Genomic DNA, 21,462 nt, shown 5'->3' on the forward strand with positions numbered 1-21,462 from the left:
CATCGCTCCTCAGCGCCCGGCCAATGCGTCGACGATATTCAGGCGCATCGCACGCCACGCGGGGAGGCCGCCGATAATCAATCCGATCGCGATGGCCAGCCCGATGCCCAGTGCCCAGCTCTTGGGACCGACTTCGGCGTGAGTGATCATGCCGCCGCTCGACGATGTCAGGATAGGCGCAAGCAAACTCACCAGCCCCAGGCCAATCACCCCGCCGAGCAAGAGCAGCAGCACGGATTCCGCCAACACCATGGCCAGCACGCTATGGCTGGAAAAACCAATGGTCTTGAGCACGGCCAGTTCCGAGGTGCGCTCGCGCACAGCCTGCATCATCGTATTGCCGGTCAACAGCACCAGGGTGAAGAACACCGCACCCATGATCGACGTCACGATCAGGCCGACGTCAGCCATCTGCTTGATCCAGTTCCTGGTCGCGGCCTGCTCGGTCTGCGTCTTTGTCTCATGATCGGAATTGGCAGACAGCGCATCGATGCTCTTGGCTACGCGATCGGCTTGATTGATGTCAGTCACACGACTGACGTACCAACCGACCATGCCGCGGTTGTAAGGCGTGGACTCGTCGAAGTTCTTCCAGTGCATCAGGATCATCTGACTCTGGAAGGCGCTTTGATTCTTGGAATGCATCACGCCGACCAGCTCGAAGTTCCAGTTCTTGCTGCCGTCCTTGTTGGGGAAAATCTGCGACTGCAGCGGAATCTTGTCGCCGACCTTCCAACCGTATTTCTTGACAATGACCTCACCCGCCAGGATGCCGTTGAGGTTCTTGTCGTATGCCTGACGCTGATCCGGCGCGACCTCGACCTCCGGGTAGAGATCCAGATAGTTCGGACTCGTCGCGAAGGTAAAAACCTGGTTGTGCGGATCCTGGTAGGCGCCGCCGAACCAGTTGACGTAGGCCACGTCCTTGACGCCGTTGATGGCGGCGATCTGCGCACCGAGTCCCTGCGGCAACGGCTGGATAAAGGACAGCCGTGCACCGGTCTGCAGACGTTCGGCGCCATTCGCCGATTGGCCGGCTTCGGCAAACGAGACGCGCACTGCGTCGAGCAAGCCGAACAGCAGGAACGCCGCAATGATCGACACCAGCGTAAGAATGGTACGGGTCTTGCGCCGGAACAGCGCCGCCCAGATGAGATGAAGATATTTCATCGCTGCATCCTCACGCCGTGACCTGCTCGACCAGCGTGCCCTTGTCGAGATGCAGGGTGTGGTTGGCGTACTCGGCCGCCTTGGGATCGTGGGTAACCATCACGATGGTCTTGCCATGCTCGCGGTTGAGCGTGCGCAGCAAACCGAGCACGTCTTCCGCCGACTGACGGTCCAGGTCGCCAGTGGGCTCGTCGCAGACCAGCAAGGTCGGGTCGGAGACGATGGCGCGCGCGATGGCTACACGCTGCTGCTGACCGCCGGAGAGTTCGGACGGCTTGTGTGTGCCGCGTTCGTCCAGGCCCACCAGCTGCAGCGCGATGCTGGCATTCTTGCGGCGCTGCGTGGCGGAAAGCTTGGTCAGCAAAAGCGGCAGTTCCACATTGCGCTGCGCCGACAGCATCGGCATCAGGTTGTAGAACTGGAACACGAAGCCCACGTTGGACGCACGCCATTTGGCGAGCGCGCCCGCGCCAAGCTGGTCGATGCGCTGGCCGCCGACGGTGATGCTGCCGCCGCTCGGCGAATCCAGCCCGCCGATCAGGTTGAGCAAGGTGGTCTTGCCCGAACCCGACGGCCCCATCAGCGCGAGGAAATCGCCCTCGGCGATGTCGAGGTTGATGTGATGCAGTACTTCCACTTTCTGCTTGCCGCGCTCGTACACCTTGGAAAGATCGCGGACTTCAATCAGCGTGCCCATACCCATGCCTGCTCTCCTGATGCTTTGTTGACCGTCAATGTCGTGCGTTGATGTTTACGGCTTGCCGGCCTGCTTCACAGGCGTGCCGTCTTTCAATGCTGCAGGGGGCGAGACCACCACGGTTTCGCCAGCCTGTACCGCCGTGGGTAGCAAACGCAGATCGCCGAATGCCTGCGCCGACGGCTCCACTGCGCGTTGATGCGCGCGTTCGTCGCTCACCACAAACACCGCCGCATGCCCATCGCGCTGCGCGATGGCATTGGCCGGCACCAGCACGCCTTTCGGCAGCTGCGCGCTTGCCTGCTTGGCGGCCTGCTCCAGGAATGACACGCGCACACCCATGTCGGGCACGATGCGCGGGTCTTTCTGATCCAGCGCCACGCGCACTTTCACCGTGGCCTTGCCGCGGTCGGCAGCCGGCACGATGGCGATGACGTGGGCGGGGATCTTCCAATCAGGGTAGGCGTCGAGCACGGCCTCGGCCGGCATGCTGGCTTTTACGCGGCCGATGTAAGCCTCGTTGACGTCCACGTCGATTTCCAGCGAATCCATATCGACGATGGTGCCCACGCCGGTGCGGGTGAAGCCGCCGCCAGCGGACAGCGGCGAGATGATCTCGCCGACCTGCGCCGCCTTCTGCGTAATCACGCCGGTGAACGGCGCGTGCACCACGGTGTAGTCGAAGTTCACCTGCGCCTGCGTGGTCTGCGCATCAGCCGCAGCCGCCAGCTTGCGCTGCGAATTGAGCTGCGCCGCGGTGCTCGCCACCAGCGTGCGCGCCTGCTCTTCCTGTTGCTTGCTCACCAAGCCGCTGGCCACCAGCGTGCGCAGGCGCGCCGCGTCGTGCTGTGCTTGGTCCAGCTGCGCCTGCAGCTGCAGGATCTGTGCATGCGCTGCCAGGGCATTGGCCTTGGCCGAATCCAGCCCGGCGCGATAACCGTTGTCGTCGAGGCGGGCCAGTACCTGCCCTTTCTCCACGTGATCGCCCTCCTCGATCAGCACCTCGGTCAGCGTGCCGGTGATCTGTGCCGAGACGGTGGCCTGGCGGCGCGCCGTGATATAGCCGGTAGCCTGCAACACTGCGCCGGCACCGGTATTCGCACTGGGCGCGATCGCCGTGGCCGTCTGCACTTCGACCGCGCTGGCGCGGCCGAGCAGCAGCCAGGCACCGCCGCCGAGTAAAACCAGCAGTACCAGCACCGCCGCCACTATCCAGGGCCAACGGCCCGGTCCCTGCGCGTGGTCCTCGCGCTGGTGGCGTTCAATGCGTAGTTCCTTTAAAAGATCCGCGTTCTTCACACCCACTCCCCGCCTGGCTCCAGCCAGTTGCACGATGGTCGACACGATGATGGACGGGCAGCATGGCAGCCAGAGCACCGCATCAACCGTTAGCGATGACAGGTGTCACACGAGCGGCAGGACGCCCACTCGAATAGCAGCTGTCTCCTTATCGTCGAACTTGTACCCCCGGAATCGACATCGATAAAGCACACAGGCGATACCTGCCACGACATCCTATCGACTCACCCTGCTGCTAACCTTGCGCGCCATGTCATATGTGATCCCCACCCCTGCCGTTCCGAGCCTGCCGATCATCGGCAGCGACCAACGCTTTCCGCTGCGCCGCGTGTTCTGCATCGGCCGCAATTACGCCGAGCACGCCCGCGAAATGGGCTCCACCGTGGACAAGGACACGCCGCTGTTCTTCTGCAAGCCGGCCGACGCCGTGGTAACCGATGGTGCCGATGTGCCCTATCCGCAAGCCACCGCCGACCTGCATCACGAAGTGGAAATGGTGGTGGCGTTGGGTGCCGGCGGCCGCGACGTGCCGGTCAAGCACGCATCCTCGCTGATCTGGGGCTACGGCGTTGGCCTGGACCTGACCCGCCGCGACCTGCAGGCGATAGCCAAAGCCAAGAGCCATCCCTGGGACGTCGCAAAAGCTTTCGATCACTCCGCCCCGGTCTCGGCCCTGCGCTCAGCGACAGAAGCGCAGCCGAACGCCAACACCTTGCTCAGCCTGAGCATCAACGGCAGCGTGCGCCAGCAGACCCGGCTCGGTGACATGGTGCATAGCGTGGCGGAGATCATCGCCATCCTCTCTACCCTGTTCGAGCTGAAAGCCGGCGACCTGATCTTTACCGGCACGCCCGCCGGTGTGGCCGCGCTGCAACGCGGCGACCGCTTTCATGCCGAGCTGGAAGGCATCGCCACGCTGGATGGCCGGGTTGCCTGAATCCCCCCGTCTAGATCAGCGCTTGCGCGCTATTCGTATGCGCGAGCGCTGCGTTACAGTCGCCCCGCCATACGGGGCAAACAAAGGGAGAGCAGCATGAGCATGATTAAAGAGTTCAAAGAATTCGCCATGCGCGGCAACGTCATCGACCTGGCGGTCGGTGTGGTCATTGGTGGTGCCTTCGGCAAGATCGTCACCTCCTTGGTCGACCAGATCATCATGCCGCCTATCGGCATGCTCACCGGCGGCATTGATTTCTCCGCCATGAAGTGGGTGCTCAAGCCCGGCGATGACAGCGATCCGAAGCACAAGATCGCCGAGGTGGCGATTCAGTACGGCTCCTTCATCAACGTGCTGATCCAGTTCATCATCATCACCTTCGCCATCTTCATGGTGGTCAAGGCCATCAACCGGCTCACCCGCAAGCAGGAGGCCGCGCCCGCCGCGCCGCCGCCGACCGAGGTGCTGCTCACCGAGATCCGCGATCTGCTGAAGAAGTAAGGCAGTCGTCAGCCAAGAAGGCCGGGCATGCTCAGATGCCCGGCCTTTTTGTTGCTCATAAACATAAACATGACTTCTGGCCTAAGCGCCTGAACGGCCCGGCGCCATAATCGTGGTTTCCCCCGAGGAGTCCCCGATGCGCCGTCTGCCTCTTACTTTGCTTGCCGCCAGTCTCGCTCTCGCTACTGGCCTCGCCAGCGCCGCCGACAAGGCCACCGTGATTCCGCAGGCCGCGGTGAAGACCGCCGAGCAGCTGCGCGACAAAGCCATGGACGACAACACGGGCTATAAAATCGTCGAATCGCTCACCACCGAAATCGGCGCCCGCATCGCCGGCGGCCCCAATGACCAGCGCGCCCGCGACTGGGCGGTGGCCAAGTTCAAGGAGCTGGGCTACGACAAGGTCTACACCGAGACCGTGACCTACCCGCTGTGGGAACGCCGCAGCGAGCACGCGGAAATCGTCGCGCCGTTCCCGCAGTCGCTGTCGCTGATCGCACTGGGCTACTCCGCCGGCACGCCCAAGGACGGCCTCACCGCCGAAGTGGTGAAGTTCGACAGCCTCGACGCGTTGAAGAAAGCCGACCCGGCCAGCGTGAAGGGCAAGATCGTCTACGTCACCGTGCACATGGAGCGCCACAAGGACGGCCACGATTACGGCATCGGTTCGGGCGTGCGCGTGGGCGGCCCGGTGATCGCTGCCAAGATGGGCGCGGCCGGCTTCCTGCTGCGCTCCGCCGGCACCGACGCGCATAGCCGCACACCGCACACCGGCGTCACCGGCTTCCGCGATCCGAAGGATGCGATCCCCGCCGCCGCGCTCTCCAACCCTGACGCCGACCAGCTCGACCGCGTGCTGGCCTATGGCAAGCCGGTCAAGGTGAAGCTCGACCTCGACGTCGGCTTCAACGGCAGCTACACCGGCGCCAACGTCATCGGCGAAATCACCGGCAAGAAGCATCCCGACCAGGTCGTCGCCATCGGCGGCCACCTTGACTCGTGGGATCCGGGCACCGGTGCCATCGACGATGGCGCAGGCGTCGCCATCGCCATGGCCGCCGGCAAAATGATCCGCGACCTGCCACAGCGCCCCGACCGCACCATCCGCGTCATCGCCTTCGCCAACGAAGAAATGGGCCTGTGGGGCGGCCGTGCCTACGCCGACAAACATGCGGCAGACGTCGGCAAGCACCAGCTCGGCACCGAATCCGACTTCGGCGCCCGCAAAATCTGGCGCATGACCGCCAGCGTCAAGCCGAGCGCCGTCGGCGCCATCGAACAGATCGCCAAAGTGATCGAACCCATCGGCGTCGCCTACGACGCCAAGCGTCCGGGTGGCGGCGGCTCCGACCTCTCGCAGATGCACGGCAAAGGCATGGCCGCGTTGACGCTTACCCAGGACGGCACCGACTACTTCGACTACCACCACACCGCCAACGACACCCTCGACAAAATCGACCCGAAGGAACTGGCGCAGAACGTAGCCGTCTATGCAGCGTTCTCGTACATGGCCGCACAGGCCGACGGTGATTTCGGTTCGGCACCGGGCGCGTTTGCGAAGGACGGCGCGAGCGACTGATCGGTTTTACCTCACCAACAAAAAAGGCGGCCATGGGCCGCCTTTTTTGTTGCGAGTGATTGAAGCGCTATCTCAAGCACTCACCCCAACCCTCCCCTGTCCCACGGGACTAGCTTCGCGTCGCAAGCAGGGGAGGGGGCAGAAGCTCCGCGCGATGGTGAGGGCTGAACGATCAGGCCCAAAGAAAACCATCCCGACGTCTGACACTGGAAAAAGCGCAGCTACAGAGCACACCGCCTGCTCTTCAGGCCATTTCTCTTTGGTTACTTTCTCTTTGGGCCAGCAAAGAGAAAGTGACCCGAGCCGCGGCAGCGGTTCGGAAGCCCGCGGCAGGCGAGCCAGAGCACGCAGACGCTAAAACCAGGCGACAACGCCACTGGATTCCGGCCTTCGCCGGAATGACGAAGTAGGAGGGAATGGCGCGAGACCGAACCCTCTCCCGAAGGGAGAGGGAGCAAAGGCGTCAGCTTGCGTGAGCCTCCGCAGAAGCCCCCTTCCCACCCTTAGAAAACCGCTGCTGCAACCGATCCAAATAAAGATAAATCACCGGCGTCAAATACAACGTCAACACCTGCGACACCGCCAACCCACCCACCACCGCCAGACCCAACGGCCGCCGCGTCTCCGCACCCGCACCAATCCCCAACGCAATCGGCAACGTACCCGCAAACGCCGCCATCGTCGTCATCATGATCGGCCGAAAACGCACACGGCACGCTTCATAGATCGCCACTGCCGGCGCCATCCCCTCATCACGCTGCCGCTCCAACGCAAAGTCGATCATCATGATCGCGTTCTTCTTCACAATACCGATCAGCATCACGATGCCGACGAAAGCGAACAGATCCAGCGATGCATGGAACAACACCAGCGTCAGCAACGCGCCCACCGCCGCGGCAGGCAGACCGGAAAGAATCGTGAGTGGGTGAATGAAGCTCTCGTACAGAATGCCGAGCACCAGATAGATCACGAACACCGCCAGCAGCAACAGCAACCCCATGCCCTGCATGGAATCCTGAAACGCCTGCGCGGTGCCCTGCACGCTGCCGGTGATGGTGGCCGGCAGACCCATCTTGCTCATGGCCGCATCAATGCGCGTCACCGCTTCGCTCAGGCTCACGCCCGGCGCGAGATTGAACGAGACCGTGACTGCGGGCAGCTGGCCCTGATGATTCACCGTGAGCACCTGCGGCTTGCGCTTGAAGGTCGCCACGGTATCCAGCGGTATCAGCTTGCCATTGTTGGAGGTGACGTAAAGCTGCGAAAGCACATTGGGGTCGCTCTGCAGTGAACGCGATACCTGCAGGATCACCCAGTACTGCGTGGCCGCACCGTAGATAGTGGAGATCTGGTTCTGCCCGAAGGCCGAGCCCAGCGCGGACTGCACCTGCGCCATGGTCAGGCCCAGTGGCGCGAGCTTTTCGCGATTGACCTCCACCATGATCGCCGGACTGTTGAGGTCAAGGTCGTTGGTGACGTCCTGGAAACCCGGAATCTGCTGGAAGGCCTGGGTCACCCGGCCGCTCCAGTCGTATAGCAGCGACAGATCGATCGATTGCAGCGTGTACTGGTACTGCGCCTTCGATTGGCGGCCACCGATCTGGATCGACGGCGGATTCTGGATATAGGTGCGGATGCCCGGTACCTGCGCAAACTTCTTGCGCAGCTCCTGGATGATGCCGTCCGGATCGAGCTTGCGATCACTCGCCGGCTTCAGCAGTAGCAGCAGCGAGCCGTTGTTGACCGTGCTGCGCGGACCACCGGCGCCGACGCTGGACATATAGGCGGCGATATTCGGATCGGTGGCGACGATCTCCGCCAGCTTCTGCTGGCGTGCCGCCATGCTGTCGAAGGAAACATCCTGCGGGCCTTCCGTGGTGACGCGCAGCTGGCCGGTATCGCCGGCGGGAATGAAATCCTTTGGCGCGATGTAGAACAGCAGCACCGTGGCCGCAAGGCTCAGCGCGAAACCGAACAGCACCACCCGCGGACGATCCATGCACCAGCGCAGACTCGTAGCATAGCCGTGCTGCACGGCGCCGAAGCCGCGATCGAAGCCGGCAATCAACCAGTTCTTTTTCTCATGGTCGTGAGCCTTGATGAAGCGGCTGCACAGCATCGGCGTGAGCGTGATCGCCACGATGCCGGAGATCAGGATGGAGACGCTGATGGTTACCGCAAATTCGTGGAACAGGCGTCCGACAATACCGCCCATGAACATCACCGGGATAAACACGGCGATCAGCGACAAGGTCATGGAGAAAATGGTGAAGCCGATTTCGCTGGCGCCTTTCAACGCCGCTTCATATGGAGGCAATCCTGCCTCCATATGCCGCACGATGTTTTCCAGCATCACGATGGCGTCGTCCACCACGAAGCCCACCGCGAGTGTCAACGCCAGCAGCGAAAGATTGTCCAGGCTGTAACCCAGCGCAAACATCACGCCGAAGGTGCCGATCACCGAGATCGGCAGGGCTACCGCGGGAATCAGCGTGGCCGACAGATTGCCCAGGAACAGATAGATCACCGCCACCACTAGCACGCCAGCCAACAACAGGGTGAACTGCACGTCGTCCACCGAGGCACGAATGGACAGCGAGCGGTCGTACAACGTGTTGAGCTTTACTGAGGGAGGCAGCCCCGCCGTAAAGCCCGGCAGCAGCGCCTTGATGCGGTTGACCGTTTCCACGGTATTGGCACCGGGCTGACGCTGGATGGCCAGCACGATCGCGCGCTCGCCGTTGTACCAGCTGGCCGCCTGATCGTTCTGCACGCTGTCAAACGCCCGACCGAGATCGGCAATACGCACCGGCGCACCGTTGCGATAGGCCACCACCACGTCGTTGTACGCATCCGCGCGCATCAACTGGCCTTCGCTACGGATCGGCAACTGCTGGCGGCTGCCGTACAGCGAACCGGTGGCCTGGTTGACGTTGGCATTGGCGATGGCGCTCTGCACCTCATCGATACCGACACCGCTGCCGACCAGCCGCTCCGGATTCACGCTTACGCGCACCGCGTATTTCTGCGAGCCGTACACGTTCACCTGCGCCACACCGTCCACCATCGACAGGCGCTGCGCGAGTTCGGTCTCGGCGTACTCGTCTACCTGCGATAGCGGCAGGGTAGATGAGGTCATGGTGAGGAACAGAATTGGAGCATCCGCCGGATTCACCTTGCGAAAGGTGGGCGGCGTAGTCATCTCTTTCGGCAGCTGACGCAGCGCAGCGGAAATCGCGGACTGCACATCCTGCGCGGCGCCGTCGATGTTGCGCTCCAGCTCGAAGGTCAGCGTGATGTTGGTGGAGCCCAGCGCACTGGTCGAACTCATCGAGCTGATGCCGGCGATGGTCGACAGCTGCGCTTCCAGCGGTGTCGCTACCGCCGACGCCATGGTTTCCGGCGAGGCGCCGGGCAGACTGGCGCTGATGTTGATGGTGGGGAAATCGACGTTCGGTAGCTCGTTCACCGGCAGGCGCGGGTAAGCCGCGATACCGAATACCAGCAACGCCGCCATCAGCAGCGTGGTCATCACCGGCCGTCGGATACAAAGTTCGGGCAGATTCATTGCGTCAGCCGCCCGTCTTCACGCGCGCGCGGCTGCCATCGATCAGCAGCATCTGGCCTTCCGTCACCACCTGCTCGCCCGCTTCCAGGCCCTTGTCGATTACCGCTCGCCCGGCTGCCGTTGGGCCGGGCGTGATGTAGCGCTGTTCCACCTTGCCGTCGTGACCCAGCACGAATACGAAGCTACCCCTGGACGAACTCTGCAGTGCCTCCACTGGCACACTGACCGCGTTGGCGATGCGCGCAGTGGGCAGGATCACCTGCACGAACTGGCCCGGCGTGAGGCGCGCATCGGCGTTGTCGAAGCGGCCCTTCAGCACGATGGTGCCGGTAGTGGCATCCACAGCGTTGTCGATGAATTCCAAAGCGCCACTGAGCGGTTTGCCCTTGTCACCGGGAATCGTGGCTGTCACCGGTACATCGCCACGCGCCCGCGAGGCGCGCACGGCGGCGAGGCTGTCCTCTGGAATATTGAACGCCACGCGGATCGGATGGATCTGGTTGAGCACCAGCAGGTCGGTGCTGTCCGCGGTGACCTGCGCGCCGGGCCACACCAGCGGCGAACCGATGACGCCGTCGAACGGGGCCACGATACGCGCGTATTCCAGCTGGGTCTGGGCCAGCTCCTGTGCGGCGATATCACTTTGCAGCACCGCCTTCGCTACGCCGAGATTGGCCTGATAGGTGTCGTAGTCGGCCTTGGAGACGAAGCCTTTGGCCAGCATGTCGCTATAGCGCTGCTGATCCGCCTGCGCCTTCAGTAATTGCGCCTGGTCTCGCGCCACGGTGCCGCGCGCCTGATCCAGCTGGGCTTTGAGCAGGCGCGTGTCGATCTGCACCAGCAGATCGCCCTTCTTCACCTGCGCGCCGGGAGTGAACCCCAGCGATTCGAGCTGGCCCGACACGCGCGAACGCAGGGTGACGGTGGACCAGGCTTCGGCACGCCCTACTAGTTTCAGACTGAGATCCACGTCGCCGCGGGTCGCGGTGGCGGCCTGCACCGGCACTTCGGCATTGGCCGACGAAGCAGCCTTCGGCGTCGACGCGGCATCGTGGCCGCTGCGGAATACCAGCATTGCCGCCGCAAGCAGCGCCAACACCAGCACGATCAGGAGCAATTTCTTCCAGGACATGGGGTTCCGCTTTCAGGCTATTCGGCCGGCAACACCGGCATGGGGCGCGAGGAGGTGCAAGGATGCCCGCATTCCTTCTCCAAACGCCCGGCGACCCCGTCCGCGCACCTTCGCACAGGACAAATGGACCCTACTATGCCGCGAGAATTCACGGCCATGACAGGGACTAATGGCACTGGTCGGTCCCCGGCGAGACCGCACCGCCGCAATCAGACCACGTCGCCGTCCGTCGGCTGGTCCAGCGCCTGCAGGTTTTCCTTGATGCGATTGAGCACGTCCATGGCCTGCTGCATTTCGGCCAACTCGATGCCCTTGGTGGCATCCTTACGCAGGCCGCGTCCGATCAGCTCCATGTCGGCGATCACGTCGCGGGCCTGCTCGGTGACATAAAGGCGCCAGGCACGGCGGTCGCGCGGGTCGGGACGTCGCTCGACGAAGCCGGCGGACTGCAGGCGATCGATCACCCGCCCTACCGCGATCGGCTCCATTTCCAGAAATTCGGCCAGCTCGGTTTGGCGCAGCCCTTCGCGGTGGTACAACACCTTGGTCGCGCGCCATTGCGCGCGGGTCAGGCCGAACTTCACGGCCCGCCGATCGAAATGCTTGCGGAACAGCAGGGTCACGTCGTTGAGCAAATAGCCGAACGAGATGTCTTCTGTTTTGGTCATGACCCTTTGAACCCTCTAGCGCCCCATCGGCAAGCATAAGCCGCAAGAAACCGCGACACCACGCCATGCCTATCGAGATCATCACCGCCGACATTACCCGACTGGCCGTGGACGCCGTTGTGAACGCCGCCAACCCCACCCTGCTGGGCGGTGGCGGGGTCGATGGCGCCATCCATCGCGCTGCCGGCCCGGGCTTGCTTGAGGCCTGCCGCCAGCTGCCGGAGAGCAGCCCGGGCATACGTTGCCCCGTGGGCGAGGCGCGCATGACCGGGGGCTTTGCGCTGCCAGCGCGCTATGTCATCCATACGGTGGGGCCGGTGTGGCATGGCGGCGATCGCGGTGAGCCCGCCTTGCTGTCGAGCTGCTACCGGCAAAGCCTGCAACTGGCCGCTGCGCATGGTTTGCGCACCGTGGCATTCCCGGCGATCAGTTGCGGTATTTACGGCTATCCGCCCGAACGCGCGGCCCCGGTGGCGCTGGCCGCACTACGCGAAACCCTGCAGGAACACACCGACATGCGAGTGCAGCTGTGCTGTTTCGATACGCGCATGGCCGCGATCTGGCGGCATGCGCTCAATCCAGCTTGAACGGATACAGCGGCGGCAACACAGACGATGCCCGCTCACTCCCCGATGCATGCCATTGGAAGCCATCGCGGAATGAGGCGGCCAGACGCTCACCTAGCGCACGCTCTGCATCGCCGGCATAGAGCCTGCGTTGCAGCGCATCGATCACTTCGCGCTGCGATGCCGACGACAGTGCCGCCGCCAGGGCGCCGAGATTCGCCAATCCTGGTCGCTCCGCACGCGCCCAGGCCAGCAAGGCATGCGCCTGGGCGGGGGCATCATCGCCACGCGCCGCAAGCAGGAAGGCTGCACGAAACTCGCGTAAGGTCGTCGGTGCGGCGGCGGCTATCGGCGCCACTTTGAGCACAGGCTTGCGGCGGCGCCAGCTGAGCCACCCAAACACACTGACAAGCCACAAGCCGCCGCTGCCCAAAGCTATCCAGCGCCACGGCACCGTGTGCTGTGTGGCAGGTGCCGCAGCCGACGGTTCGTCGGCGGGCTTGGTTACCGATGCGGCGTTCGCCTGCGTCGAGGCTGTGCCCACCGCAGGCAGCACGGTGTAGTGGCGGGCCGGAATGCGCGCGACTTCCGGCTTGTCGGTCTGCACGTTCCACCAGGTCAAGGTGGTCTCGGGAATGGTCAGCTCGCCGGCCCGATTGGGCACGACGGCAAACGACTGCTGGCGTCGCCCGATCAGCCAGGGGCCACTGACGTGAGTGCCGGTGACCGGCTTGTCCGGATAAACCGTGGCGCCATCGAGCGACGGCAGGCTGAGTGCCGGCAGCGCCTCGTACGGAAGGCCAGTGGCCTGCAGATTCATGGTGAGGTTGATCGACTGACCAACACGCACGTCGTTCTGCGCCGGACCACCTTCCATGTTGAGCTGGAGTTCGCGCGCAGGCAGCCACGCTGTCTTGCCTGCGTTGTCGGGCACCGGACGCACGTCGATCGAGACGGCCGGCGAGACCGCGGATACCGGCCGTGTGCTGCCGAAAAAGCTGTTGGGATCGGCCATATCGATCAGCTCGCCCTGGAACGACACGGGCGCGATTTCGATATGGCCGGCATGTTGCGGAATCAGCGCATAGCGCCGCTCGATCACGTTGAAGCGGCGGCCACCACGCTCGGCCTGGTAATTCAGGTCGTCACCAAGCTTGCTCAGCTCCACACCGTTCGCCTGCGGCTCGTCCATCCCGCCATTGCTGAGGCTGGTGGCGAAGTACAAGCGCACCACATACGTCATCTGCTCACCGACATAGGCACGCTGCGGTTCGGCCGAAGCGTCGACGAACACATCCTTGTTCCCGGCAGCGGCGGCCTGGCTGTCTGGCGCCACGACTTCCAGCGGCAACGGCGCTGTCGTACCACCGGCGAAATTCAGCGCAGGAATGGTCAGGTGACCGATGTGTTTCGGGCGCAGCGCAATGCCAAAGGTGAGCTCCGCACTGCGCCGGCCGTTGACGATGCTCAGGCTGGTGTTGTTCGAGGTGCCGAGTACGGCGAAGTCGTTGGACAGCGCGCTCAGATCCGGCGCGTTTAAGGCACCGCCGCCAGCCACGCGCAGATTCAAGGTCACCGTTTCACCGAGTTCCACCTTGTTGCGATCCAGTGTTGCCTGCACCTCAGCAGCCGAGACCCACCAAGGCAGGCAGCACAGGAGAAGAAGCACATAACGGCACACGCGGCGAGCAAGCACGATCAATCACCCTCTCCGGCGCTGGCGCCATGGCGCTGCCGGTATTCCAGTTCGAACTTGCGCCGTAGCAGCGCACCCGGATCGTCAGGTACGCGCTGCAAGGCGCGACGGACATCGGCAGGCAGCTTGGCCTGCGGACCGTCGGCGGCGACGGCACCCAGTTCGTGACTGCTGTCCTTCTTGTCTGCTGCTTTGCCTTGCGCCTGAAGTGCGCGATCCATCTGCTGCTGCAAGGCTTGTTTTGCCTGCTCGGTGCGTGCCTGTTGTTCCGCCTGCTCCTGTGCCGACATCGGTTTGGCCGCGCCGGATGACGAGGCGCCCGCCGGCTGCGCTTCATCCTTGCCCTTGCCGGAAGGATCATGCGACTGATCGGACGGCTGCCCCTGCTTACCGGACTGTCCCTCACCCTGCTCGCCCGAGGATGGCTTTTGTCCCTGCTCGCCGTTCTTGGGCTGTGACGAAGATTGATCGTCGCCCTTGTCTGACTTGTCCTTAGCCGACTTGTCTTTACCGCCCTGCTTGTTCTCTGGCGGCTGTGGCGGCTGTTTGCGCATCCAGTCCTCCACTGCCTTGCGGTTGGCCTTGGCGTCTTCGTTCGCAGGGCTCGATTTCAATGCGCGATCGTAGGCAGCCAGTGCATCCTGATAGTGGCCCTGCTTGGCCAGCGCATTGCCGAGGTTGTAGGCAGCATCTGGCCCCGCTGCATCCTGCAGCGCCTGTGCGGCAGCGCTGTAATCGCCAGCACGATAGGCGGCCACCCCGCGCAGCGCTGGATCGTGTGCCAATTGCTGTGCCTGTTTCGCCTGCCCTTGCCGCAACGCCTGCGCCGCCTGCTGATCCGGACGTCGCCACAGATCACTCCAGGTACTGGCCTGCGCCGTATCCGGCAACGCCGGCAACAGGATCAACGCCAACAACAGCAACCAGCCACGACGAAATGCCAGTGCCACGATGGGCAACAAGGGCAACAACAACCAGGGGCCGCGATCCTGCCACTGGTCGCTGACAAGGCCGCTCGCCAGCGCACCCTGACCGGCCGCCCGCGCCGATGGACGCAACGCCTCGATGTCGGTGTTGTTGTCGCTCATTGGCACGAAGCGCCCGCCACCGGCTTCGGCTACCGCCTGAAGCGATGCGTCATCGCGTTGCGCGAGCACTACATCGCCGTGCTCGCCACGCAGCAGTCCGCCGTCGCCCATGGGCACTGGCCCGCCTTGCGTCGTACCTACCGCGAGTACGGACACATTGACACCTTCGGCGCGCGCCTTGCGCGCTGCGGCCGCCGCAGCCGCATCAGCGCTATCGGTCATCAGGACCACCGAACCGCCACCGGCCTTCGCGTCGCGAATCAACGCGACGCCGCGTTGAATGGCCTGTGCCGCATCGTTGCCGTCGGTGGGCATGGTGTCGGGCGAAAGTGCATCGAGCAGATCGTCAAGGCTGCTGGCATCGGAAGTCAGCGGCGCAACCACGAACGCCTCACCCGCATAGGCAATAAGTCCGTTCAGGCCATCGCGATTGGCTGCCAGCAGATCGCGCGCCTTGTAGCGTGCGCGATCCAGGCGCGACGGCGCGACATCCTTCGACAGCATGTGCTGCGACAACGAGATGGCGATGACCTGAGCTGCGCGATTGGCGTAGAGCGGCGACGCGACGCGGCTCCAGGTCGGACCCGCCAGCGCCAGCGCGCATAGAGCCCACCCCAACGCGAGCAACAGCGGCGGCAGACGACGATGTCCGGCCCTTCCTTGCAGCAAATGCGGCAACAACTCGGGATCGACCAGTCGCGACAACTCGCGCTGCGCTTGACTGCCGCGCGCTGCCAATGCCCACAACACAGGAACAGCCAGCAGGGCGAGCAGCCACCAGGGCCGCAAGAAATGAAACTGGTTCCAGAACTCACTCATGCATTCGCCGCCTGCGTGCGGCGACGCGCTTGCGGAAGCATGGCAAGCAGGAGACACAACGCACCTGCCAGCAAGGGCCAGCGGAATAGTTCGTGTCGTGGCCGCAACTCCGGCCCTTGCTGCGGCATCGGTTCCAGCGCGTCGATGGCGCGATAGGCCGAGGCCAGCTCATTCGTATCGGTAGCGCGGAAATAGCGGCCGCCGGTTTCTGTCGCCATGGTGCGCAACATGCCTTCGTCCAGATCGGCGGACGGATTGACGGTACGTGTGCCAAATAGATCAGGCACACGCATTTCCGTCGCACCGATGCCGATGGTGTAAACACGCACACCGGCGGCCTTGGCCGCACGCGCCGCATCCAGCGGCACGATACTGCCTGCGTTGTTCACACCGTCAGTAAGCAGTACCAGCACACGCGCCGGCTCCGGCAACGCGGAGAGACGTTTCACCGCTACCGCCACCGCATCGCCGATGGCGGTTTCGGTACCGGCCAGGCCAACAGTTGCGCTCTGCAGCTGGGCACTCACCGCGGACAGATCGTAGGTAAGTGGCGTCACGAGGAAGGCGCGGCTACCGAACAAAATCAGCCCCAGTTCGTCGCCAGCGCGACGGGTAATGAAATCGCCGGCAATCGCCTCGACGGCACCGAACCGGCTGACCGGCTGTCCGGCGAGCTCCATATCGTCCGTGCGCATGCTGCCGGAGAGATCCACCGCCAGCATCATCGCGCGACCGCTGCGCTGCTGCGCCTGCGGCGGCCCCACCCATTGCGGCCGCGCCACCGCAGCCACTAGGCACAACCATGCAAGCACCAGTAGCCAGGTGCGTATACCAGTTGATGTCTGCTCCGCCACGCTAGCGAGGTGCAGGCCGGGATGTGGCAGGTGCAATGCCTGCTCCGGTGCAGCCGGACGCAGCCAGCGACGCAACAGCCAGGGCAGCGGCAAAACCAGCGCGATCCAGGGCCAGGCGAACTCAGGCATGGGCGCGCACTCCCCGAGGCTTCAATGCCAGCGAAAGCCAGCGACGCACGGCATCGGCAACGCCGTCCATCTCTGCATCGGCAGCTGGACGGTACATCGCCGTTTCCAGCGCCATCAGCCGATCCAGCGTGGAAGCGTCGACCGGAACTCGCGCCAGACAATCGCGCCAGCTGTCGCCGCGATGGTGGATCGCCTGCGTATCGTAGGTGCGCGCGGCGCGGCGTAGCCATTGATGCAGAGCGGCGGCCAGTGCCTCGGGTTGCCGGGCGTGGCGTTGCTCCAAAGCATCGATGTCCGCCATCACGGTATCGATGCGACGGCGCCAGCGTCGGCGGCGCCAGCTCATCCATGCAACTACACACAAGACGAGCACGATCAGCACTGCAATGGCCCACCAGCCGGGTGCCAACGGCCACCAGGACGGATCGGGCGGCAGGTGGATATCGCGCAGCACTGGGCCATCGGCCGGTGTGGGAAGCTGAGCGGCAGGCATCATCGTCCCTGCCCTACGCCAGCTAGCAAACCGATTACAGCATCGAGCGGATCGACCACCGTATCAATGGTGCGCTGACGCAGGCCGAGCGCCTGCGCCAATGCCGCAAGCTTTGCCTGACCAACACCCAGCGCCTGCTGAAATTCACGGCGCTGACGCTCTGCCTGTAGCACCACTTCACGGCGCACACCGTCATGTTCAAGCGGGTAGCGCCCCGCTGGCGCGGTGGCCAATTCGAGTACGTCGCCGACAATCAGCACGCCGATATCGGCATGCCGGCGCAGATCGAGCAGGCGGCCGCGTGCAAGTTCGTCGCAACTGAGACCGTCGCTGATCAGCAGTACGCGGCTTGAGCTGCGTACCAATCGACCGGCGCGCAACAATGCCTCCGACAAGGACTCGTTACGCCCTTCAACGTCAGCGCCCCCATTGGCAAGCGCGCCGCAGAACGCCAGGGCACCGCGTGTGCCACCTTGAGGCCGCAGCATGTGCGTGCGCTCACCGAAGGCCATGGCACCGACGCGTTCACCTGCGCGCACCGCCAGCCAGGCGGCCATCGCCGCGGCGCGCGCCGCCTGCACCGATTTGAAGCGAGCGCGGGTGCCAAAGCGCATGCTGGCGTGCGTATCCAGCAGCACCAATACGCGACCTTCGCGTTCTTCCTGGAATAACTTGGTATGCAGCTTGCCGCTGCGCGCAGTAAGCCGCCAGTCGAGCCGGCGCACATCGTCACCGGGCTGATAAGCACGAGACTCCGCGTAATCCATGCCGCGGCCGTGGAGCCGGCTGGATTGCTGCCCGGCCGGCGTCACTCTGCTTTCGCGTTTCGGCAAAGCGATGCGCGCCACTCGCGCACGCAGCGCTAGCAACTCGGACAAGGAGATGCTGACGCGCCCGTCGCCATCGCCATCGCCATGGGGTGACAACACGGCATTCACGGCAGCGGCACGAGATCCAGGAGGCGAGAGACCACTTGGTCGCTGCGTATACCTTCCGCTTCCGCTTCGTAGCTGAGCAGGACGCGGTGGCGTAGCACCTCGTGCGCTATCGCATGGACGTCTTCCGGCAACACATAGTCACGCCCAGTCAGCCAGGCATGCGCGCGCGAACAGCGATCCAGCGCAATGGTGCCGCGCGGGCTGGCACCCCAGGCGATCCAGCGCTTCAGTTCGGGGCCATAGGCGCCGGCGTCGCGGCTCGCCAGCACTATCTGTGCGAGATACGACTCCAGCGCCGGCGCCATATGCACCGAAAGCGCCGCCTCGCGCGCGGCGAATACATCCGCCTGACTCAGCGTGGCGCGTTCCGGCGGCTGCGGATGCAAGCTGCGGCGCGCCTGCTCTCGTGCCAGTTGCAGGATGGCCAGTTCGGACGATGCGTCCGGATAGCCGATGGTAACGTGCATGACGAAGCGGTCCAGCTGCGCTTCGGGCAGGGCGAAGGTGCCCTCCTGCTCAATCGGATTCTGCGTCGCCATCACCATGAACAGTTCCGGCAGGCGCCAAGTGCTGCGGCCGACGGTGATCTGCCGCTCCGCCATCGCCTCCAGCAGTGCCGACTGCACCTTGGCCGGCGCGCGGTTGATCTCGTCGGCCAGCACGATGTTATGGAACAGCGGACCGCGCTCAAACTCGAAACTGCCGGATTGCGGACGGAAGATATCGGTACCGGTGAGATCGGCTGGCAGCAAATCTGGGGTGAACTGCACGCGATGGAAATCCGCCTCGATGCAAGCGGCCAGCGCCTTCACCGCGGTCGTCTTGGCCAGCCCCGGCGCGCCCTCGACCAGCAGATGCCCATCGGCCAGCAGCGCCACCAGCAGGCAGTCGATCAGGTGCGGCTGACCGATGATGCTTCGCTGCAATTCCTCACGCAGCTTGGTGAATGCCTGTTGCAGATGGGAGGCGGGATGAGGCTGGGGCATGTCCATCGAGTTTTCCGGTGTATTTCGTGCGGCTACAGACCGCAACTTTCCATGGAAGTTTACTCATTGCAGCCATTGGCGCCGCGTAACTGATGGCATACAGCCTTTCCCGCGCAAAGAAAAAGGGCGGCCTAGGCCGCCCTTTTCATCTTGCCCTGCATGACGATCAGCGCAGGCTTTCACTCAAAATGCGCGGTGTCACGAAGATCAGCAGCTCCGCCTTGTCGTTCTGGCGAGATGTCTTGCGGAAGAGTATTCCCACTCCAGGGATGTCACCCAAACCCGGAACCTTGGTGGTGGAATTGGCCTTGGTGATTTCATAGATGCCGCCGAGCACTACGGTCTGGCCGTTGTCCACCAGCACCGAGGTATTGATCTCACGCGTATCGATCTGCGGCACCTTGCCATTCGGCGTGTCGACGAACTGGGCCAGGGCATCCTTCTTTACGTTGATCGCGAGATAGACGCGGTTATCAGCCGTGATCGTTGGCGTTACCTTCAGTTCCAGCACGGCGTCCTTGAACTGCACCGAGGCGGTTGGCGCAGCACCGCCGGTTGCACCGCCGTTCTGATAGGTCACATAGCCGATTTGCTGGCCCTGGCGAATCACGGCTTCCTGCTGATTCGCTGTAATCACACGCGGACTGGACACCACCTCACCACGACCTTCGGTTTGCGCTGCAGACAGTTCGAGATCGATCGCGTAATTCGCACCGAGAATGGCCAAGCCAAAACTTCCACCCTTCGTAGTGGTGGGGAGATTCACGTTCATACCGCTGGCCGTACCATTGCCGTTGGCCGTGCCGCCTATCGAGGTGACATTGCCGCCACCAAGACCCGCTTGCAGGTTAGGAGTAGCGGCGGCTGCGTTCTGAAACTGTGTGTTGTTGGCGCGACCCTGCAGGCCAAACTTGGCACCCAATTCACGAGTAAAGCTGTCGGTGGCGACCACAATGCGCGACTCGATCAGCACCTGCTGCACGGGCTTGTCCAGCACCGCGATCAAATCGCGCAATTCGCGGATTTTCTGCGGGTTGTCATTGATCAATAAGGTGTTGGTGCGCTCGTCGAACGAGACGCTGCCACGCGCAGACAGGAAGCCATGAGTGCCACCGCCAGCGCCGCCACCACCACTTGCCATGCTGCCCTGGGTCAGCAATTTGGCGATGTCCTGCGCCTTGCCATAGCTGATCGGCACGTAATCAGTGACCAGTTCCGCGCTGTCTTCAGCCTTGATACGCGCGTCGGCCACGTTCTGTTCGTACTTCGCCAGCTCTTCCTGCGGCGCGATCCAGATCACGTTGCCGTTGCGGCGCTTGTCCAGACCCTTAGCGCGCAGCACCACGTCCAGCGCCTGATCCCACGGCACATTGATAAGGCGCAGGGTGATAGCACCGCCCACGGTATCGGAGGCCACCAGGTTCTGACCGGACATGTCGGCGATCAGCTGCAGCACCGAACGGACCGGGATGTCCTGGAAATTGAAGGTGACGCGATTGCCGTTATAAACCGGATCTTGTCCGCGCAGCGGCTTGCCGTTGGGACCCACGTTGGGATCCTTCTTCTTCGGCGCGACTTCGACCACATACTGGTCGGCAGTCTGGTAAGCGGACGTTTCGATGCTGCCTTTGGTGGCGATTTCCATATGGGCGCCGCCGCGCGGGCCGGCCTTGGTCACGATGGACTGCACCGGCGTAGCGAAGTCAAGCACATCGAGGCGCTGCGCCAGATTCTGCGGCAGGTTCACGTGATCGAGATTGACCACCACCTTGTCGCCTTCGCGCTTCATGTCAGCGTTGGCGCCAGCAGCGCTGAAGTTGATCAGCACACGGCCTTCGCCGTTCGGACCGCGACGGAAGTCGATATTCGACACCGCAGGACCGCTTGCCGACGATGGCAGCGCCTTCGACGGATCGATGGTGGATGCCGTGGTGACGGTCTGTGCCTCGGTGCCGTTGTTAACGGTGAACACAAGGCTGTTGCCGTCGGCGCGGGTGCGGTAAGTGGCGTCGCGCATCAGCTCCACGATCACACGGGTGCGCCCGCCGGCGGCAACAGCGGACACGCCCGAGGTTGAACCCTTGCCGATGTCGAGATGACGGGCAGCCGAGTTATCGGTGTCGGCGAAATCGATCGCGATGCGCGGTGGATTGCCGGTGGTGAAGATCTTTGGTTCCGGCGCGGGCCCATTGAAGTTCAGATGCAGCTCGATACGCCCACCAGGCAGCGTGTCGTAGCTGATGTCCTTCAGCGTATTGGTAGCGGCGGCCACGATGCCGGACCACGCGGCGCTGGCAATCAGCAATCCGGTGACCACTCGACGACTCGCTTGGCGCATGACA

The 21,462-nt window shown here is 63.6% G+C and carries 17 protein-coding genes; 4 read left to right on the forward strand and 13 right to left on the reverse strand.

From position 1 onward, the window contains the following. Window positions 1–9 precede the first annotated feature (9 nt). Genes BM338_RS02510 through BM338_RS02520 form a run of 3 tightly spaced genes read right to left on the reverse strand, consistent with a single transcriptional unit; the run spans window position 10 to window position 3,166 of the window. Window positions 10–1,170, reverse strand: coding sequence for an ABC transporter permease (locus BM338_RS02510; protein WP_090449187.1), 1,161 nt, complete (start codon window positions 1,168–1,170; stop codon window positions 10–12). A gap of 10 nt (window positions 1,171–1,180) precedes the next feature. Then, entirely contained in the window at window positions 1,181–1,867 is a 687-nt protein-coding gene (locus tag BM338_RS02515; protein WP_090450074.1) for an ABC transporter ATP-binding protein, read from the reverse strand. Between the two features lie 54 nt (window positions 1,868–1,921). Further along, window positions 1,922–3,166, reverse strand: a complete 1,245-nt coding sequence (locus tag BM338_RS02520) for an efflux RND transporter periplasmic adaptor subunit (protein ID WP_090450075.1) — start codon at window positions 3,164–3,166, stop codon at window positions 1,922–1,924. A gap of 250 nt (window positions 3,167–3,416) precedes the next feature. Here BM338_RS02520 and BM338_RS02525 point away from each other — a divergent pair, with 250 nt between their 5' ends. The 3 genes from BM338_RS02525 (at window position 3,417) to BM338_RS02535 (ending at window position 6,183) form a co-directional block, all read left to right on the forward strand. Further along, on the forward strand, window positions 3,417–4,103 hold the full coding sequence (locus BM338_RS02525; RefSeq protein ID WP_090449188.1) for a fumarylacetoacetate hydrolase family protein: 687 nt from the start codon (window positions 3,417–3,419) through the stop codon (window positions 4,101–4,103). Window positions 4,104–4,199: 96 nt separating this feature from the next. After that, entirely contained in the window at window positions 4,200–4,604 is a 405-nt protein-coding gene (gene mscL / locus BM338_RS02530; protein WP_090449189.1) for a large-conductance mechanosensitive channel protein MscL, read from the forward strand. 136 nt (window positions 4,605–4,740) lie between these two features. After that, entirely contained in the window at window positions 4,741–6,183 is a 1,443-nt protein-coding gene (locus BM338_RS02535; protein ID WP_090449190.1) for a M20/M25/M40 family metallo-hydrolase, read from the forward strand. A 463-nt stretch (window positions 6,184–6,646) separates the two neighbouring features. Here BM338_RS02535 and BM338_RS02540 read toward each other — a convergent pair whose 3' ends face one another. The 3 genes from BM338_RS02540 to BM338_RS02550 form a co-directional block, all read right to left on the reverse strand. Continuing rightward, a complete protein-coding gene (locus BM338_RS02540; RefSeq protein ID WP_090449191.1) occupies window positions 6,647–9,751 on the reverse strand; it encodes an efflux RND transporter permease subunit in 3,105 nt (1,034 codons plus the stop codon). 4 nt (window positions 9,752–9,755) lie between these two features. Further along, window positions 9,756–10,883 (reverse strand): efflux RND transporter periplasmic adaptor subunit, encoded by a 1,128-nt coding sequence (locus BM338_RS02545; protein ID WP_090449192.1) that lies wholly within the window; start codon window positions 10,881–10,883, stop codon window positions 9,756–9,758. A 209-nt stretch (window positions 10,884–11,092) separates the two neighbouring features. Further along, window positions 11,093–11,551: a MarR family winged helix-turn-helix transcriptional regulator gene (locus BM338_RS02550; RefSeq protein ID WP_090449193.1), complete on the reverse strand. Its 459-nt coding sequence runs from the start codon at window positions 11,549–11,551 to the stop codon at window positions 11,093–11,095. Window positions 11,552–11,616: 65 nt separating this feature from the next. On the opposite strand from BM338_RS02550, the gene BM338_RS02555 reads away from it, so the two are divergent. After that, window positions 11,617–12,138 (forward strand): O-acetyl-ADP-ribose deacetylase, encoded by a 522-nt coding sequence (locus tag BM338_RS02555; protein ID WP_090449194.1) that lies wholly within the window; start codon window positions 11,617–11,619, stop codon window positions 12,136–12,138. Here BM338_RS02555 and BM338_RS02560 read toward each other — a convergent pair. The 7 genes from BM338_RS02560 to BM338_RS02590 form a co-directional block, all read right to left on the reverse strand. After that, complete coding sequence (locus BM338_RS02560) at window positions 12,125–13,813, reverse strand: BatD family protein (protein WP_255367212.1); 1,689 nt, start codon at window positions 13,811–13,813, stop codon at window positions 12,125–12,127. The two genes, BM338_RS02555 and BM338_RS02560, sit on opposite strands and share 14 nt — an antisense overlap. A gap of 2 nt (window positions 13,814–13,815) precedes the next feature. Beyond that, entirely contained in the window at window positions 13,816–15,720 is a 1,905-nt protein-coding gene (locus BM338_RS02565; RefSeq protein WP_090449195.1) for a VWA domain-containing protein, read from the reverse strand. Beyond that, window positions 15,717–16,703, reverse strand: coding sequence for a VWA domain-containing protein (locus BM338_RS02570; RefSeq protein ID WP_090449196.1), 987 nt, complete (start codon window positions 16,701–16,703; stop codon window positions 15,717–15,719). The genes BM338_RS02565 and BM338_RS02570 overlap by 4 nt, the downstream gene beginning before the upstream one ends. Next, window positions 16,696–17,199 carry a DUF4381 domain-containing protein gene (locus tag BM338_RS02575; protein WP_090449197.1) on the reverse strand — a complete coding sequence of 168 codons (504 nt, stop codon included), beginning with the start codon at window positions 17,197–17,199 and terminating at the stop codon, window positions 16,696–16,698. The genes BM338_RS02570 and BM338_RS02575 overlap by 8 nt, the downstream gene beginning before the upstream one ends. Beyond that, window positions 17,196–18,134, reverse strand: a complete 939-nt coding sequence (locus tag BM338_RS02580) for a DUF58 domain-containing protein (protein ID WP_090449198.1) — start codon at window positions 18,132–18,134, stop codon at window positions 17,196–17,198. Before BM338_RS02580 ends, BM338_RS02575 begins: the two co-directional genes overlap by 4 nt. Beyond that, complete coding sequence (locus BM338_RS02585) at window positions 18,131–19,126, reverse strand: AAA family ATPase (protein ID WP_090449199.1); 996 nt, start codon at window positions 19,124–19,126, stop codon at window positions 18,131–18,133. The genes BM338_RS02580 and BM338_RS02585 overlap by 4 nt, the downstream gene beginning before the upstream one ends. A 160-nt stretch (window positions 19,127–19,286) precedes the next feature. Further along, the gene (locus BM338_RS02590) at window positions 19,287–21,458 is read right to left on the reverse strand and encodes a type IV pilus secretin PilQ (RefSeq protein ID WP_090449200.1); all 2,172 of its coding nucleotides are present in this window, start codon (window positions 21,456–21,458) and stop codon (window positions 19,287–19,289) included. Window positions 21,459–21,462 lie beyond the last annotated feature (4 nt).

The sequence above is a fragment of the Dyella sp. OK004 genome (assembly GCF_900114495.1).
GTDB lineage: Bacteria > Pseudomonadota > Gammaproteobacteria > Xanthomonadales > Rhodanobacteraceae > Dyella_D.

Bases quoted from the DNA above. Each gene is read 5' to 3' on its own strand.
- BM338_RS02510 (WP_090449187.1), bottom strand. From the start codon at position 1,170: ATGAAATATCTTCATCTCATCTGGGCGGCGCTGTTCCGGCGCAAGACC.
- BM338_RS02515 (WP_090450074.1), bottom strand. From the start codon at position 1,867: ATGGGCACGCTGATTGAAGTCCGCGATCTTTCCAAGGTGTACGAGCGC.
- BM338_RS02525 (WP_090449188.1), top strand. From the start codon at position 3,417: ATGTCATATGTGATCCCCACCCCTGCCGTTCCGAGCCTGCCGATCATC.
- mscL (WP_090449189.1), top strand. From the start codon at position 4,200: ATGAGCATGATTAAAGAGTTCAAAGAATTCGCCATGCGCGGCAACGTC.
- BM338_RS02535 (WP_090449190.1), top strand. From the start codon at position 4,741: ATGCGCCGTCTGCCTCTTACTTTGCTTGCCGCCAGTCTCGCTCTCGCT.
- BM338_RS02540 (WP_090449191.1), bottom strand. From the start codon at position 9,751: ATGAATCTGCCCGAACTTTGTATCCGACGGCCGGTGATGACCACGCTG.
- BM338_RS02545 (WP_090449192.1), bottom strand. From the start codon at position 10,883: ATGTCCTGGAAGAAATTGCTCCTGATCGTGCTGGTGTTGGCGCTGCTT.
- BM338_RS02550 (WP_090449193.1), bottom strand. From the start codon at position 11,551: ATGACCAAAACAGAAGACATCTCGTTCGGCTATTTGCTCAACGACGTG.
- BM338_RS02555 (WP_090449194.1), top strand. From the start codon at position 11,617: ATGCCTATCGAGATCATCACCGCCGACATTACCCGACTGGCCGTGGAC.
- BM338_RS02565 (WP_090449195.1), bottom strand. From the start codon at position 15,720: ATGAGTGAGTTCTGGAACCAGTTTCATTTCTTGCGGCCCTGGTGGCTG.
- BM338_RS02570 (WP_090449196.1), bottom strand. From the start codon at position 16,703: ATGCCTGAGTTCGCCTGGCCCTGGATCGCGCTGGTTTTGCCGCTGCCC.
- BM338_RS02575 (WP_090449197.1), bottom strand. From the start codon at position 17,199: ATGATGCCTGCCGCTCAGCTTCCCACACCGGCCGATGGCCCAGTGCTG.
- BM338_RS02585 (WP_090449199.1), bottom strand. From the start codon at position 19,126: ATGGACATGCCCCAGCCTCATCCCGCCTCCCATCTGCAACAGGCATTC.
- BM338_RS02590 (WP_090449200.1), bottom strand. From the start codon at position 21,458: ATGCGCCAAGCGAGTCGTCGAGTGGTCACCGGATTGCTGATTGCCAGC.